Below are 14482 nucleotides of genomic sequence, written 5' to 3'. Positions count from 1 at the left end.
TCGCCGTGCCACGCACGATCCGTGCGCGGGAACCAATAATAGCGATGGAAGCGGGGCGTCATGGCGAGGTCCGGAGGTGCTTCATCCTGGACCCGCGGCCGCCGGGCGTCAAGGCGGAGCCGGCCCCCGGGAAGGTGGCGCGGCGAGGCGTTTGGGATCCAATCAATGAATGTTTTTTGATAATTCCGTCCATATCTGTTGTGACTTGGATTGGCTTTCGGCTTGGACTAGGCTGGGCTTCTTTCCAAGGAGCCCCCATGGATCGCCGCACCCTGCTCGGAACCCTCGCCGCCGGAACCCTGGGCGCCGGCCTGCATGCCAAGGGCCTGGACCTGGGAGCTCCGGACGCCAAGCCCGCCGCCCATCCCCTGGCGGAGTACGCGGCCCATGCCTTCGACTTCGGCACGGGACTGCCGGGCCTGAGCAAGGACCTCCTTACCGAGCACCTCACCCTCTACAAGGGCTACGTGGGCCGCACCAACGCCCTCCTCAAGGACACGCTGGCCGCTGAGCGGGAGGGCAAGGCTGGTCCCGCGGTCCAGGAGCTGCGCCGGCGCCTGGGCTTCGAGTTCAGCGGCATGCGCCTCCACGAGCTCTACTTCGAAGCCCTCTCCGGCAGCGCCGCCAAGCCCAGCGGGACGCATCCCCTCCAGCAGGCCATCGCCGCCACCTGGGGTTCCTTCGACGCCTGGTGGGCCGCCTTCAAGGCCACCTGCACCATGACGGGCATCGGCTGGGGCGTCCTCCTGAAGGACCCCGCCACGGGCCGGCTCATGAACGCCTGGTACCAGGATCACGAGAACGCCGTGGCCGTGGGCGCCCAGGCGCTCCTGGTCGTGGATGTCTGGGAGCACGCCTACGTGAAGGACTACGGCGCCACGGGCCGGGCCAAGTACGTGGACGCCGTGAAGCCCCTCATCGACTGGCGCGTGGTCGAGAAGCGCTTCTGATTCCAGGGGCCCTCTGGGGAATTTACAAAATTGTAAGATCATGTGATGTTCTGTACAATTTTGTAGACCACTCGCCGGAGCCCCCATGCCCGCCTCGGAGGACGCCCTTCACCTCTCGCCCCTGCTGGAGCTGAGCCAGGCCCTGGCCGCCTCGGACATCCGGGCCTCGCTGCCCCGGGTGCTGGAGATCCTGGCGGAGGCCTACGGGGCCCTGAACGGGGCCATCCTGCTGGCGGACGAGGAGGGGGGCGCCCTCCGCGTGGAGGCCGCCCGGGGCCTGTCCAGCCAGGAGGTGGCCCGGGCCCGTTACCGGGTGGGCGAGGGCATCAACGGGCGGGTGCTGGCCAGCGGCAAGGCCATCGTGGTGCCCCAGGCCAGCCTGGAGCCCCTCTTCCTGGACCGCACCGGGGTGCTGAAGGCCCAGAAGCGGAAGAAGTCGGACATGTCCTTCTTCTGCATCCCCGTGTTCCTGGACCGGAAGACGGCGGGGACCCTCTGCCTCACGGTGCCCTACGACGCGCAGCGGGACTTCGACCGGGACACGAAGCTGCTCCAGATCGCCGCCTCCATGGTGGGCCTGGCCATGAAGGTGGCCCGGCTCGTGGCGGCGGACCGGCAACGGCTGGTGGAGGAGAACCAGCAGCTGCGGCTGGAATTGCGCGAGCGCTACGAGCTGCAGCACCTCATCGGCCACAGCCACGCCATGCAGCGGGTCTACGAGGCCGTGGCCCAGGCGGCGCCCAGCAGCACCACCGTGCTCATCCGCGGCGAGTCCGGCACGGGCAAGGAGCTGGTGGCCCATGCCCTCCACTACAACTCGCCCCGGGCGGACAAGCCCTTCGTGAAGGTGAACTGCGGGGCGCTGCCGGAGCCCCTCATCGAGTCCGAGCTGTTCGGCTACGAGCCCGGCGCCTTCACGGACGCCCGCCAGATGAAGAAGGGCCGCTTCGAGCTGGCCCACGGCGGCACCCTGTTCCTGGACGAGGTGGGCGAGCTGACCCCGGCCACCCAGGTGAAGCTGCTGCGGGTGCTCCAGGAGCGGGAGTTCGAGCGCCTGGGCGGCGTGAAGCCGGTGAAGGTGGACGTCCGGCTCCTGGCCGCCACCAACCGGGACCTGGAGGCCGCCGTGCGGACAGGCACCTTCCGGGAGGACCTCTATTACCGCCTCCACGTCTTCGAGGTCTTTCTGCCGCCCCTGCGCGAGCGCCAGGCGGACATCCTGCTGCTGGCGGACCACTTCGTGGAGAAGATCGCGGCGGCCCAGGGCAAGGATGTGCGCCGCATCTCCACCTCGGCCATCGACATGCTCACGGCCTACCACTGGCCCGGCAACGTGCGCGAGCTGGAGAACGCCATCGAGCGGGCCATCCTCGTCTGCGAGGGCGGCGTGATCCACGCCCACCACCTGCCGCCCTCCCTCCAGACCGCGGAAGTCTCGGGCACCGTGCCGGGGACGGCCCTGGGCGAGGCCGTGGCGGCCTTCGAGCGGGACCTGCTCCAGGACGCCCTGAAGTCGGCCCGGGGCAACCGCTCCCGCGCCGCCCGCCTGCTCCAGACCACGGAGCGGATCCTGAACTACAAGGTGCAGAAGTACGGGCTGGAGCCCGAGCGGTTCCGGTCATCCTGAGGGGAATTTTTACAAAAATGTAATTTAATTGCTACATCATTACATTTTTGTCTATTCAAACTTCGCAATTCCAAACGATGTGAGGCCGCATTATTCCTTTGATTGCAGTGATTCGATAAGAATATAACGACATCTGTCAAATCGGCACGTTCCCTGCTCACTGATACGGGCACAGGGGACCGGTGGTCGGTCCCTGAACTCCAGGGAGGATCGGAAGAGAGCCGTGGCCTGAGCCGATCCACCGGATTCCCTCGGTGAAGGCCACACCGATCCCCTGCTCCCATCGAAGGAGACATCTCCATGAACCGCCGAACCCTGTTCCGGGGTATCGCGGTGGCGGTGGCTTTTGCGGCCATTTCCACGCTGCTCTTCTCGGCCGGGCCCCCGGCCGGCAAGGCCGGCGGTCTCCAGCGGGCTCCCTTCCGCGCCCCCATGCCTCCCATCCATCCGTAGCACGCAGGGCCCAGCCTTTCCGGTCCTCCCGCCTCAGGGCGGGTGGCTCCCGGTGTGCTGACGCCCATGTCCCATCCCCTTCCACCCAGGGCCATTCCGGCCCTCGGGGAGGCCCTGCCCGGCCTCCGCCCTCCATCCGGATCCAGGGCGCCCCCTCGGATCTCTTCGCTTCCGGAGTCCCCATGCCCCCACCCAGGTTCCTTCCGCTGCTCGCGGTCCTGGCGGCCGACCTTGCCGCCCAGGCCCCGGCCGCGCCGCCGCCCCCCTCGCTCCTGGGCTTCACGTTGGGCGGCTCGGCCACCCTCGGCTCCCAGTACATCTTCCGCGGCCTCACCCAGACCGACGGCAAGCCCACCGTGCAGGGGGAGCTGGACCTGGTCCATCCCTCGGGCTTCTACCTCAGCACCAGCCTCAGCAACATCTCCTGGTTCACGGACCAGAACGCGGGCGTGGCCAGCGCCCCCACGGGCCTGGGTTCGCCGGGAGCCGTGGGCGCGCCGCTCTACAACTACGGGAAGGTGAACTCCGCCGCGGTGGAATTGGATCTCTTCGGCGGCTACAAGTGGGGCTTCGCCAAGGACTGGACCCTGGACGTGGGCCTCTACCGCTACCTCTACCCGGGCACCTACGAGAACCTCGGCGCCTACCGCAATCCCGCCACCACCGAGGCCTACCTGGGCCTGAGCTACGCCTGGGCCAGCCTGAAGGTTTCGCAGGTCATCAGCGCGAACACCTTCGGCGTCAACAACTCCGGCGGGACGAGCTACGTGGACCTCTCCCTGGCGATCCCGCTCGGTGAGAGCGGATGGACGGTGCTGGCCCACGGGGGCCACACCACCTACTCCGACAAGGCCAATCCGGGCTACTTCTTCAACGGGACCACCGTGACGGGCGACAACTCGCTGTTCAGCTATTCGGATTACAAGCTGGGCGTCGCGAAGGAGATCAGGGGCTACACGGTGGCTCTCGCCGGCACCTATGCCGACACGAAGTCCCGCGCCTCGGATGACGACGTCACGGTCTACGAGAACGTCCTGGGCCGGAACATCGGCAAGGGCCGGCTGACCCTGACGATCGCCAAGGCCTTCTAGATTCCGCGGGGCCGGCGTTCCACGCCGGCCGGATTCGGAGCTTCACCTCATCCCTTTTCCATGGAGCCTGAGATGGCAAGGACCTTCCACGAGCGCGACAAGCTCTCCTTCTCCGAAAAACTGACCCGGCTGGGCGCCCGCTTGAGGGACCCGGAGTGGCGCCGCTACGGCTTCGTGATGGCCTCGGGCAAGCTGCTGGGGCTGGCGGCCCTCCTCGCCATGATGATCCTCATTCCGCTGCTGCTGAACGGCAGCCCCGTCCATGCCGACGTCCCTCCGGCGGACCGGCCTGCCGCCGTGGCCGCAGCCACGTCCGCACCAACTGCCGCACCGCCTCCGCTGCCGGCGCCGCCCGCGGTGGCCGCCAAGGACATCGTCAACCCCCTCAACACCGTCTGGACGCTGGTTGCGGCCTTCCTCGTCTTCGCCATGCAGGTGGGCTTCGTGATGCTGGAGGCGGGCTTCTGCCGCTCGCGGGAGACGGTGAACGTGCTGGTGGAGTGCGTCTTCGACACCTGCCTGTGCGGCATCCTCTTCTGGGCCTTCGGCTACGCGTTCATGTTCAGCGAGGGCAACGGGTTCATCGGGGCCCACTGGTTCTTCCTCAAGGGCGCCCCGGCGACCTACGGGGCCACGGGCGTGGCCATCCTGGCCCACTGGCTGTTCCAGTTCGCCTTCGCGGACACCTGCTCCACCATCACCTCCGGCGCCATGATCGGGCGCACGGACTTCATCGGCGACATCCTCTACAGCTTCGCGGTCTCCGGCTTCATCTATCCCATCATCGGCCACTGGGCCTGGGGGCCCGACGGCTTCCTGGCCACCATGGGCAGCGCCGGCAAGTTCCTGCCCTCCCTGGGCATGAACTTCCATGACTTCGCGGGTTCCACCGTGGTGCACACCATCGGCGGCGCCGTGGCCCTCGCGGGTGCCATCGTGCTGGGCCCCCGCCTCGGGCGCAAGTTCAAGCGGGATGGCGGCGGTCCCATGACGCCCCACGACCTCACCATCGCTGTGTGCGGCGGCCTGCTGCTCTGGTTCGGCTGGTACGGCTTCAACCCCGGAAGCACCTTGTCCGCCATGGACTTCGAGGGCATCGGCCGGGTGGCCGCCAACACCACCCTCGCGGCCTGCGCCGCGGGCCTGACCGCCGTGTCCTACATCTACGTCCGCACCGGCAAGTGGGATCCGGGTTCCATCACCAACGGCTTCCTGGCGGGCCTGGTGGCCATCACCGCGCCCTGCTACTGGGTGAGCCCCTTCGGCTCGGTCATGATCGGCGCCATCGGCGGCGTGATCGTGATCCTGGGCGTGGACCTGCTCGAGTACCTCCGCATCGACGACCCCATCGGCGCCGTCCCGGTGCACATGATGAACGGCATCTGGGGTACCCTCGCGCTCGGCCTCTTCGCCAGCGGCCAGTATTCCGCCATCGGCAGCGACCCCATCTCGCCGGACCTCTCCAACAAGCTCACGGGCCTCTTCTACGGCGGCGGCTTCAAGGTCCTCGCGGCCCAGGCCATCGGCAGCGCCATCGTCACTGTCTCCACCCTGGCGGTGTCCTTCGCCGTGATGCTCGCCATCGATGCCAAGGGGCTCCTGCGGCTGTCGGAAGACGGTGAGCACGACGGCCTGGACATCCACGAGCACGGCATCTCGGCCTATCCCGAATACGTGATCTCGGCCCTGGCCTCTCCCGCCGGCGCACCCCTGCGGGTCCCCGTTCCCAGCGAGAAGGTGAGCGGAACGCCCACTCCCGTCCCCCAGTCCCTGTAGGAGGAGCCGACCATGAAGATGATCGTCGCCATCATCCGGCCCGACAAGTTCGAGGCCGTCCAGGCCGCCCTGGTGGCCAAGGACATCTACCTGATGACCGTCTCCGATGTGCGGGGCTGCGGCACCCAGAAGGGCTACGCCGAGCAGTTCCGCGGCAGCAAGATCGGCCTCATCCGCCTGCTGCCGAAGGTGAAGCTGGAGATCGCCGTGAACGAGGAATACGTCAAGCCCGCGGTGGAGGCCATCATGGGCGCGGCCAAGTCCGAGCCCAGCCAGCTGGGGGACGGGAAGGTCTTCGTCCTGAACCTGGAGGAGTGCTTCCGGGTCCGGACGGGGGAAGTGGGAGGTGCGGCCATCGGGCCGTGAGGGCTGGCCCGCCCATCGGGCCGGGGTTGGACCGTCCTGCGGGACGGGTGGTAGGGGGGCGTCCGGGTCGGATTCTCGGCCCGGGCACCCTCTGACGAGGTTCCCGGGACCCGCCGCCCTGGCCCGGATTCCGATAAGCTGATCCCATGCCGCTCGATCCGCGCCTCCTGGAGATCCTCTGCTGCCCGGCCTGCCATGGCGACCTGGTGGAGAAGCCGGAGGGGATGCACTGCCAGTCCTGCGGGCTGCTCTATCCCATCGAGGACGGCATCCCTGTGATGCTGGTGGATCATGCCAAGCAGGTGGGCGCGAAGAAGGTGGAGCCGTGAGGCTCGATCGCCCCCAGGCCGAATCCCTGCTCCGGCGCATGGAGGGCTGCAAGGTGGCCGTCCTGGGCGACGTGATGCTCGACGAGTATCTCTTCGGCGAGGTGAGCCGCATCTCGCCCGAGGCGCCCGTGCCCATCGTGCGGGTGGTGCGGGAGCAGGCGGTGCTGGGCGGCGCGGCCAACGTGGCGGCCAACCTCAAGGCCCTGGGCGCCGAGCCCCTGCTCATGGGCACCCTCCAGAAGGATGCCGCCGGGGACCGGCTGCTGGGCCTGCTGGGCCGCCTGGGCATCTCCATCTCGGGCCTCGTGCTGGACCCCTCCCGCCCCACCATCATCAAGACCCGCGTCATCGGCCAGCAGCAGCAGATGCTCCGCATCGACCGGGAAGAGTCCGGACCGCCGGAGGCCGCCGTGCTGATGGGCCTGAAGGACCGGCTGGAGCGTGCCCTGGGCGAAGCCTCGGCCCTCATCGTCTCCGACTACGCCAAGGGCACCGTGAACGAACCGGTCATGGAGATGGTGCGGGATCTCTGCGCGGCCCGGAACCTGCCCTGGATCGTGGACCCCAAGCCCGCCCACAAGACCCTCTACCGGGGCGCGACGCTCATGACGCCCAACACCAAGGAGACTACGGAGCTGACCCAGCGGGCCGCCAAGTCGGACGCGGAGGTGGCCGAGGCCGGCCGGTCCCTCATGGCCGAGCTGGGCCTGAAGGGCCTGCTGGTGACGCGCAGCGAGCGGGGCATGGCCCTTTTCGCGCCCGATGGCGCCCACACGGCGACCCCCTGGATGGTGCCCACGGAGGCCCGGGAGGTCTTCGACGTGAGCGGCGCCGGCGATACCGTCATCGCGGCCTTCAGCGCCGCCGTGGCCGCGGGTGCGGACTGGCGGGAGGCGGCCATGCTGGCCAACGCCGCCGCGGGTCTGGTCGTCGCCAAGGTGGGCACGGCCACGGTCACGCCGGCCGAACTGCTCGCCCACTACCACGAGCAGGAAGCGAACTGACCCTCAGGGGTTCCGGGGAAGCCATGGACCAGGCCGATCTCAGGGGGGTGCTCGCCCCCGTCGTCACCCCCTTCGGAAGCGACCTCGCCCCGGATGGCCGGCGCTTCGCCGCGCATTGCCGCTGGCTCCTGGACCAGGGCGCCAGCGGCCTGGCGGTCTTCGGCACCACCAGCGAGGCCAACTCCCTCTCCGTGGACGAGCGCATCGAGCTGTTCGAGCAGCTGCGCGCCGCGGGCATCCCGCCGGCCCGCCTCATGCCGGGCACGGGCTGCTGCGCCCTCACGGACAGCGTCCGCCTCACCCGCCATGTGGTGCGCGCCGGCGCCGGCGGGGTGCTGATGCTCCCGCCCTTCTACTACAAGGGCGTCTCCGAGGAGGGGATCTTCCGGAGCTTCGCGGAGGTGATCGAGCGGGTTGGCGAGGCGCGGCTCCGGATCTACCTCTACCACATCCCCCAGGTGAGCCAGGTGCCCTTCAGCCTCCCCCTGATCGAGCGGCTCCTCGCGGCCTATCCGGGGACCATCGCCGGCCTCAAGGACAGCTCCGGCGATCCCGCCCACCTGCGGGCCCTGCTGGACGCCTTCGCCGGGAGCGGCTTCGCGGTCTATCCCGGCTCCGAGGTGCTGCTGCTGGAGGGCCTGCGCCATGGCGGCGCGGGCTGCATCACCGCCACGGGGAACGTGAATCCGGGCCCCATCGCGCACCTCTACGCCCACTGGCGCTCGGCCGGCGCCGACGCGCTGCAGGCGGGCCTCGACGCCGTGCGCCGGACCATCCAGGCCTTTCCGCTGATCCCCGCCATCAAGGCCACCCTCGCCCACCACGCGGGCGACGCCGCCTGGAGCCGCGTGCGCCCGCCCCTGGTGGAGCTGGACGCTGCCCAGCAGGCCCAGCTGGCCGCGCAGCTCCAGGCCCTGGATTTCCAGATGCCGGGGATCGCCGCGCTCCGCTGAACGCTGGCCCGGAGCCGGGGCCCTAGTTCCGCAGCTCGATGGCCAGCAGGAAGCGCTCGCCCTTGGGCAGGCGCTCCTTGACCTGGGTGAAGTTCAGGTCGAAGGTCTCGGTTTCGCCGGGCTTGACCGTGCCGACCTTGGTGCCGCCCGAGGCCACACCCAGGAGCTTGCCGTCCTTGTCCAGCACGGCCACAGCGAAGCCGGGGATGCGGGGATACTTGGCGGTGTTCGTGACCTCCACCTGGGCCCGCGTGCCGAACTCGGCCCCCTTCATGATGTTGAAGAAGCCAGGCTGCATCACGCGCCGGTTGAAGAAGATGCTGGTGACCTTGAGGCCGTCCACGTTCACGGACAGGGGGATCACGCGATCCCAGGCGAAGGCGAAGCTCTCGGAGAAGTAGGACAGGGAGGTGTCCGCCACGGCGGCCGGAGCTGGGGCCGGGGCGGAGGCAGGCACAGGCGCCTGGGCCAGGCAGAGGAGGGCGGTGAGGGCGAGGGTCTGCATGTCAGTTCTTGCCGAAGAGGCCGCCGAAGAGACCCTTCTTGGGGGCCATCTCCAGGGCGGGGGAGTCGAAGGCCGGCGTCGCGCCGCTGCGCTCGCGGCGCAGGCGCTCGAAGGCCGGACGGAGGCCGGGGACCTTGTGGGCCTCCAGCCAGTTCTCGCTGTGCTGCCGGGCCACCAGATGGTGCTCCAGGATGCGGCCCTCCTCGATCCAGGTCGTCAGCTGCGCCATGGTGAGGCTGGGGTAGATCTCCTCCCCGATCTTCAGGCGCAGCCGCTCCGCGCCGGGATCCTCCGTGGCGGCCGGTTCCGGCAGGGGGGCGGACAGGTCCGTGGCCCGCAGCACTTCCGTGGGTTCCGACGGTGCGCCGACCCGCAGGGCGGCCCGGAGGTCCTCCTGGGACAGCCGCATGGTGGCGGTGGAGGGCGCGTGGAGGTCCTCCTCCGGAGGCCGGCCCGCGGAGGTGGGCTCGTCGCCCTCCGGCGGGGCGGGCAGGTGCGGGGGCGTGGCGCCCTTGCCCAGGGTGGCCTCCAGGGCCGAGAGGGTGGCTTCCATGTCCATGGAGCGGGGCTCCCTCGGGGCCTTCGGCGCCGGGGGCAGGTCCGGGAGGCCCGCGAAGAGCTTGCTGATGGCGTCCTTGGCGGAGCTGTAGGTGCCGCCGCCGGTGAGGGTGTCCTCTCCGGCCTCGGGGACCACGGGCGCCGGCGCAGGCGCTGGTGCGGCGGGCGGAGGCGGGGCGACCTCCACGGGCGGAGCCGCGGGAGCCGGGGCCGCCTCCGCGGGAGGCATGGGGGGGAGGTCCGAGGTGCCCGCGACGCCGGACAGGGTCCGCTCGAGGATCTCCGCGTCCGTGACCTCCAGGTCGCCCAGGGTCAGGGACGGAGGGGCAGGGGGGATCGGCTCCAGGGCCGCCGCCACATCGGCCAAGTCGAACTGGGCCGTGGCCGCCGGCTGCTCGGGAGCCGGGGCCGCCTCGGGCGCCGCCGCCGCGATCAGCCTTTCAAGCGCCGCCGGGGCGATCAGCGATTCGGGCAGCGATTCGGGCAGCGATTCGGACGCCACAGGCGCGCCCAGGGGGAAGACCTCACCGCAGGAGAAGCAACGGGCCCGGCGATGGGAGGGCTTCATCCGCCCGGGATGCAGGCGGTAGCGGGTGGAGCAGCTGGGGCAATGGAGCGCTTCGGCCACCTGGAACTCCTGGAGTTTCAAGCAGGATAGCACCGCGGCGCGGGGCGTCCAAACCGCGGGGCCGGCCACCGGGTATCCTCATCGGACGGAGGTCCGGTGCGGGGCGTGTTCATCACCATCGAAGGCGTGGAGGGCTCGGGGAAGTCCACCCAGCTTCTGCGGCTCTCGGAACGGTTGCGGCACCTGGACCTCCCCGTGGTGGTCTCCAAGGAGCCTGGGGGCACGGCCCTGGGCCGGGAGCTGCGGCGCCTGCTGCTGGAGCGCCACGCCAGCGGCGAGGCCTGGTGCGCGGACGCGGAGCTGCTGCTGTTCTACGCGGACCGGGCCCAGCACCTGGAGGCCGTGATCCGGCCTTCATTGGCCGCCGGCAAGGTGGTGCTGGTGGATCGGTTCGAGGACTCCAGCCGGGCCTACCAGGGCGCCAGTGGCGTGTCCGAGGCCAACCTGGACCGCCTCAGCGAGGTGGTGCTGCGGGGCCTGCGGCCGAACCTCACGGTGCTGCTGGACATGGATCCCGAGGTGTCGCTGCAGCGCGTGGAGGTGCGCAACCTGGCCCTGGGCGCCGAGTTCGCGGAGACGCGCTTCGACGAGGCGGCCCTGGAGTTCCACCGCAAGGTGCGGAACCGCTTCCTCGTCATCGCCCAGGCCCATCCCGCCCGGGTGGCCGTGGTGCCGGCGCGGGATCCCGTGGACCAGGTGGAGGCGGCCATCTGGGCCCGGGTGGCGCCGCTCCTGCGCAGCGCCGGATTCCGGGTGGACTGATGTTCGCCGCCGAACTCGCCGGCCACCAGGCCATCCGCCAGCGCCTGCTGGACCGCCTCCAGACGGGGCGGATCCGCGGGACCCTGCTCTTCGCCGGGCCCGAGGGCATCGGCAAGCGCCGCGTGGCCCTGGAGCTGGCCCGCCGCGAACTCTGCTTCCGCCGCAACGCCTGCGGCCAGTGCGAGGGCTGCCGCATGGTGATGGGCGACGACCTGCCCTTCGAGCTGCCCAACCTGCTGCGCATCGTCCCCGAAGGCAAGGCCGGCGTCATCCGCATCGACCAGATCCGCGAGGGCCTCGATTCGGACCACCAGCCCCGGTTCAGCCGGGGGGTCATCGAGTGGGCCTCCCTGGCCCCGCCCGTGGGCTGCCACCGCTGGATCCTGGTGGAAGAGGCCCACCGGCTCAACGAGGCCAGCGGCAACATCCTGCTCAAGACCCTGGAGGAGCCGCCGGCGGACACGCACTTCATCCTCGTGACCCACCGCCCCGAGGCCCTGCTCCAGACCATCCGCAGCCGCTGCGAGCGCATCCCCTTCGCACCCCTGGGCCCCGAGGAGGCCTGGGCCGTGGCCTCGCGGAACGGCTGGGCGGAGGCCGACCGGCCCCGCTGGACTGCCCTGGGGGAGGGCACCCTCCGCTACCTGGATGAGGCCGCCTTCCGCCGGGCCGAGGCCCAGGTGGAGGCCTGGCTGGACCTCCTGGGGGGCCGCCCCTTCAGCGAGGCGGGCGGCGCGCTCCTGCCCGAGAAGGACTCCCCTCTGGCCCAGGGCGAGCAGCTGCGCCAGCCCCTGGAGCTGCTCCTGCGCCTGCTGGCGGACCTGGCCCGGATCCGGACCGGCGAGGCGCCGGCGCTGGAACCCTGGCGCGAGGTCCTGGAATCCCTGGCGGCCCAGGGCCGGGATCTCCGGCCGCCCCAGGAGGCCGCCCTGGACTCCCTGCGCCACCTGCCCCGGAACCTCAGCCCCGAGCCCCTGCTGCGGGAGGTGGGGCTGGCGCTCCAGTGACCCCCGTCACCGCCGGTGCCGGTACACTGGATTCAGGAGCCTCGACTCCTGAACTGGAGCCCGCCATGTCCGAACCCCTCTACGGCCACGACCTGCTGTCCCTGCTGGTGGAGAAGGGCGGGAGCTGCCGCCTAGAGGAGCTGCGCGCAGCCTCCGCGGCCGCCCACGGCGGTTCCGCCGTCTACTGCAACTGCCACGGCGACCAGTTCGATTTCGATGGCGTCATCGCCTTCCTGGGCAGCAAGGGCAAGGTGCAGGTCGCAGACGGCACCGTGACCCTCGGCATGGCCCCGGCCTGCCAGCACTGAGCCCCAGCTTTCCTCCCGGTCCCGTACACTGGGGCGGGAGGCCCCATGAAGCTGCTGCGCATCAACCACCTGGGCATCGCCACACCGGGCCTGGACGAGGCCATGGCCCGCATGGCGCGGCTCTTCGGCATGACGGCCGACCACACCGAGGCGGTGCCCGAGCAGAAGGTGACGACGGCCTTCTTCACCGTGGGCGAGAGCACCCTGGAGTTCCTGGAGAGCACGGATCCCGAGGGCCCCATCGGGAAGTTCCTGGCCAAGCGCGGCCCGGGCATCCACCACGTCTGCTTCGAGGTGGACGACATCGACGCCGCCGTGGCCCAGCTCCTGGCCAAGGGGGTGCGCATGATCGACCAGGCCCCGAGGAACGGCGCCCACGGCTGCCGCGTGGCCTTCATCCATCCGGCGGAGACCGGCGGGGTGCTGATGGAGCTGAGCCAGGGGGCCTGACGGTCCCGGCCCTGGGCCCGGCCGGAGTGAATCGCAGGTGGGGGCTCTCATCCGAGGCGCAGGCCCCCGGCTAACCCATACCGGCTTCTCCAACGAAACCCTCTCATCCAGCATTCATCAGGCGTCTTCCCCCCCCCCGGGGCGCATGGGTGGGCTTTCGGAAGAGGAGGCCGCGCGGCCGCTTCGGCCAGGGTCTGCCGGCTCCTCAACCTTCGCCACACCTCTCCGGTCCGCCCATCCCCCAGGAGCCTTCATGACCCCCCGCGCCCTCAAGGCGTCCGCCTTGATTCTCGCCATGGCCTTCACGCTGCGCTCGCAAAGCGGCAAAGCCTTCGTGTTCGAGCATGTGAACGTCGTTCCCATGACCAGGAATGTGGTGCTTGCCGACTACAGCGTGGTCGTCAGGAACGACAAGATCGAACAAATGGGCGCGTCATCCACGATCAAGGCGCCCAAGCATGCGATCAGGATCGACGGCAGAGACAAGTACCTGATCCCCGCCTTGTCCGACATGCACGTGCATCTGGAAGGCGATGCGTGGAACCTCATGTTCCCGAAGGAGAAGAAGTTCACGAGCGAGGAGATCGATTTCAGGGACATCCTGTTCCTGTACGTCGCCAACGGCATCACCACCATTGACGTGCTGTTCGCCTTCCCCGAGCACCTCGCCCTGCGCGAGAAGATCCGCAAGCAGGAGCTGCCCGGACCCAGGATGGTCCTGTCGCGGATGATCGATGGGGCGGGCAAGGCCTGGCCTCCGCCGCTCGGCGTGTGGATCCACAACCCCGCCGAGGCGGAGGACGCTGTGATTGAGGCGCACCGGCAGGGGTACGACCGGATCAAGGTGTACTCATTCCTGGACCTGCCCTCCTACGACGCGATCATGCGGGCCGGAAAGAAGCTGGGGATGCCCGTGGATGGGCACATCCCTTTTGCCGTTTCCGTCGAGCATGCCGTCGCCTCTGGACAAGGCATGATCGCCCATGCCGAAGAGATCATGAAGGCCGCGAAGGAGAACAACCCGGAGAGCATCCGACACTACGCCTCGCTGCTTGCTGCGAGCCCTACCTACGTCACGTCGGCCCTGATCACCAACAAGAACATCAACGCCGTCATCCAGGATCCGGTCCGCGAATTCTCGAAGCCGGGGACCGAGTTCCTCCACCCCATGGGGCTGGGCATCTGGAACTACGTGTACCTGAACTTGTACAAGCCAATCCCGAAGAAGCACCGCGACCATCTGAGCGAGGGCTATGAATCGTTCCTCAAGCCCTTCGTCCGCGAGTTCCACCGGCGCGGCGGCAAGCTGCTGGCCGGGACCGACGCGCCCATCCCCTCCACCCTCCCGGGCTTCGCGTTGCACGACGAGCTGGCGGAGCTGGTGGTGGCGGGGTTGAGCCCCTATGAAGCGCTCCGGGTGTCCACCACCAACGCCCACGACTTCCTGGGAGAACGCGCCCTGGCGGGCACCCTCGAACCTGGAAAGGCCGCCAATGTGGTGCTGCTTGATGGGAATCCCCTCGACGCCATCTCGAACACCCGGAAGATCTCCGGAGTGATGACGCAGGGCCAGTGGTTGTCCAGGGCGGACATCGACCGCCGGCTGGCCGACATCAAGGATGCCTACGCGAAACTGAAGGCCAAGAAGGCCATCCGGCCCATGGTCGCCGATCCCCTGTGATTCCTCGGGCGCCTGGGGCGTGGCGGGATCTGCC

The 14482-nt window shown here is 69.5% G+C and carries 16 protein-coding genes; 14 read left to right on the top strand and 2 right to left on the bottom strand.

What is annotated here, in order from left to right:
- Positions 1-257 precede the first annotated feature (257 nt).
- The 9 genes from G398_RS15210 (at position 258) to G398_RS0100665 (ending at position 8549) form a co-directional block, all read left to right on the top strand.
- Entirely contained in the window at positions 258-950 is a 693-nt protein-coding gene (locus G398_RS15210) for a superoxide dismutase (protein ID WP_084511792.1), read from the top strand.
- An 85-nt stretch (positions 951-1035) separates the two neighbouring features.
- Entirely contained in the window at positions 1036-2577 is a 1542-nt protein-coding gene (locus G398_RS0100700) for a sigma-54 interaction domain-containing protein (protein WP_026852153.1), read from the top strand.
- 300 nt (positions 2578-2877) lie between these two features.
- Positions 2878-3030 carry a hypothetical protein gene (locus G398_RS20565; RefSeq protein ID WP_157492224.1) on the top strand — a complete coding sequence of 51 codons (153 nt, stop codon included), beginning with the start codon at positions 2878-2880 and terminating at the stop codon, positions 3028-3030.
- 182 nt (positions 3031-3212) lie between these two features.
- Positions 3213-4121 carry a TorF family putative porin gene (locus G398_RS0100690; protein ID WP_026852152.1) on the top strand — a complete coding sequence of 303 codons (909 nt, stop codon included), beginning with the start codon at positions 3213-3215 and terminating at the stop codon, positions 4119-4121.
- A 72-nt stretch (positions 4122-4193) separates the two neighbouring features.
- Entirely contained in the window at positions 4194-5897 is a 1704-nt protein-coding gene (locus tag G398_RS0100685; RefSeq protein ID WP_026852151.1) for an ammonium transporter, read from the top strand.
- 12 nt (positions 5898-5909) lie between these two features.
- Entirely contained in the window at positions 5910-6263 is a 354-nt protein-coding gene (locus G398_RS0100680) for a P-II family nitrogen regulator (protein ID WP_026852150.1), read from the top strand.
- A 146-nt stretch (positions 6264-6409) separates the two neighbouring features.
- The gene (locus G398_RS0100675; RefSeq protein ID WP_026852149.1) at positions 6410-6592 is read left to right on the top strand and encodes a Trm112 family protein; all 183 of its coding nucleotides are present in this window, start codon (positions 6410-6412) and stop codon (positions 6590-6592) included.
- Positions 6589-7596: a D-glycero-beta-D-manno-heptose-7-phosphate kinase gene (gene rfaE1, locus G398_RS0100670; RefSeq protein ID WP_043482849.1), complete on the top strand. Its 1008-nt coding sequence runs from the start codon at positions 6589-6591 to the stop codon at positions 7594-7596. The genes G398_RS0100675 and rfaE1 overlap by 4 nt, the downstream gene beginning before the upstream one ends.
- A gap of 23 nt (positions 7597-7619) precedes the next feature.
- The gene (locus tag G398_RS0100665) at positions 7620-8549 is read left to right on the top strand and encodes a dihydrodipicolinate synthase family protein (RefSeq protein WP_026852147.1); all 930 of its coding nucleotides are present in this window, start codon (positions 7620-7622) and stop codon (positions 8547-8549) included.
- A gap of 22 nt (positions 8550-8571) precedes the next feature.
- Here G398_RS0100665 and G398_RS0100660 read toward each other — a convergent pair whose 3' ends face one another.
- Together G398_RS0100660 and G398_RS15205 are read right to left on the bottom strand one after the other, a co-directional pair.
- Entirely contained in the window at positions 8572-9054 is a 483-nt protein-coding gene (locus G398_RS0100660; RefSeq protein ID WP_026852146.1) for a hypothetical protein, read from the bottom strand.
- 1 nt (position 9055) lies between these two features.
- Positions 9056-10240: a zinc-ribbon domain-containing protein gene (locus G398_RS15205; protein ID WP_026852145.1), complete on the bottom strand. Its 1185-nt coding sequence runs from the start codon at positions 10238-10240 to the stop codon at positions 9056-9058.
- 96 nt (positions 10241-10336) lie between these two features.
- Between G398_RS15205 and tmk the strand changes: the two genes are divergently transcribed.
- The 5 genes from tmk to G398_RS0100630 all read left to right on the top strand — a co-directional run bounded on the left by tmk (position 10337) and on the right by G398_RS0100630 (position 14448).
- Entirely contained in the window at positions 10337-11002 is a 666-nt protein-coding gene (gene tmk / locus G398_RS0100650) for a dTMP kinase (RefSeq protein ID WP_052571021.1), read from the top strand.
- Positions 11002-12009 carry a hypothetical protein gene (locus G398_RS21765; RefSeq protein ID WP_052571019.1) on the top strand — a complete coding sequence of 336 codons (1008 nt, stop codon included), beginning with the start codon at positions 11002-11004 and terminating at the stop codon, positions 12007-12009. The genes tmk and G398_RS21765 overlap by 1 nt, the downstream gene beginning before the upstream one ends.
- A gap of 65 nt (positions 12010-12074) precedes the next feature.
- A complete protein-coding gene (locus G398_RS0100640) occupies positions 12075-12317 on the top strand; it encodes a DUF2492 family protein (RefSeq protein WP_026852143.1) in 243 nt (80 codons plus the stop codon).
- Between the two features lie 45 nt (positions 12318-12362).
- On the top strand, positions 12363-12767 hold the full coding sequence (gene mce, locus G398_RS0100635; RefSeq protein WP_026852142.1) for a methylmalonyl-CoA epimerase: 405 nt from the start codon (positions 12363-12365) through the stop codon (positions 12765-12767).
- A gap of 253 nt (positions 12768-13020) precedes the next feature.
- On the top strand, positions 13021-14448 hold the full coding sequence (locus tag G398_RS0100630) for an amidohydrolase family protein (RefSeq protein ID WP_026852141.1): 1428 nt from the start codon (positions 13021-13023) through the stop codon (positions 14446-14448).
- Positions 14449-14482 lie beyond the last annotated feature (34 nt).

Source organism: Geothrix fermentans DSM 14018 (genome assembly GCF_000428885.1).
In the GTDB taxonomy this organism is placed as follows: domain Bacteria; phylum Acidobacteriota; class Holophagae; order Holophagales; family Holophagaceae; genus Geothrix; species Geothrix fermentans.
The sequence above is the reverse complement of the archived record's forward strand: the minus strand, read 5'-3'. Positions and strand labels throughout refer to the sequence as shown.

What these genes read in the sequence shown, in the direction of transcription:
- G398_RS0100630 (WP_026852141.1), top strand. Translation starts at nt 13,021, where the DNA reads ATGACCCCCCGCGCCCTCAAGGCGTCCGCCTTGATTCTCGCCATGGCC.
- G398_RS0100685 (WP_026852151.1), top strand. Translation starts at nt 4,194, where the DNA reads ATGGCAAGGACCTTCCACGAGCGCGACAAGCTCTCCTTCTCCGAAAAA.
- G398_RS0100665 (WP_026852147.1), top strand. Translation starts at nt 7,620, where the DNA reads ATGGACCAGGCCGATCTCAGGGGGGTGCTCGCCCCCGTCGTCACCCCC.
- G398_RS21765 (WP_052571019.1), top strand. Translation starts at nt 11,002, where the DNA reads ATGTTCGCCGCCGAACTCGCCGGCCACCAGGCCATCCGCCAGCGCCTG.
- G398_RS0100680 (WP_026852150.1), top strand. Translation starts at nt 5,910, where the DNA reads ATGAAGATGATCGTCGCCATCATCCGGCCCGACAAGTTCGAGGCCGTC.
- G398_RS15210 (WP_084511792.1), top strand. Translation starts at nt 258, where the DNA reads ATGGATCGCCGCACCCTGCTCGGAACCCTCGCCGCCGGAACCCTGGGC.
- G398_RS0100640 (WP_026852143.1), top strand. Translation starts at nt 12,075, where the DNA reads ATGTCCGAACCCCTCTACGGCCACGACCTGCTGTCCCTGCTGGTGGAG.
- G398_RS20565 (WP_157492224.1), top strand. Translation starts at nt 2,878, where the DNA reads ATGAACCGCCGAACCCTGTTCCGGGGTATCGCGGTGGCGGTGGCTTTT.
- G398_RS0100700 (WP_026852153.1), top strand. Translation starts at nt 1,036, where the DNA reads ATGCCCGCCTCGGAGGACGCCCTTCACCTCTCGCCCCTGCTGGAGCTG.
- mce (WP_026852142.1), top strand. Translation starts at nt 12,363, where the DNA reads ATGAAGCTGCTGCGCATCAACCACCTGGGCATCGCCACACCGGGCCTG.
- G398_RS0100690 (WP_026852152.1), top strand. Translation starts at nt 3,213, where the DNA reads ATGCCCCCACCCAGGTTCCTTCCGCTGCTCGCGGTCCTGGCGGCCGAC.
- G398_RS0100660 (WP_026852146.1), bottom strand. Translation starts at nt 9,054, where the DNA reads ATGCAGACCCTCGCCCTCACCGCCCTCCTCTGCCTGGCCCAGGCGCCT.
- G398_RS0100675 (WP_026852149.1), top strand. Translation starts at nt 6,410, where the DNA reads ATGCCGCTCGATCCGCGCCTCCTGGAGATCCTCTGCTGCCCGGCCTGC.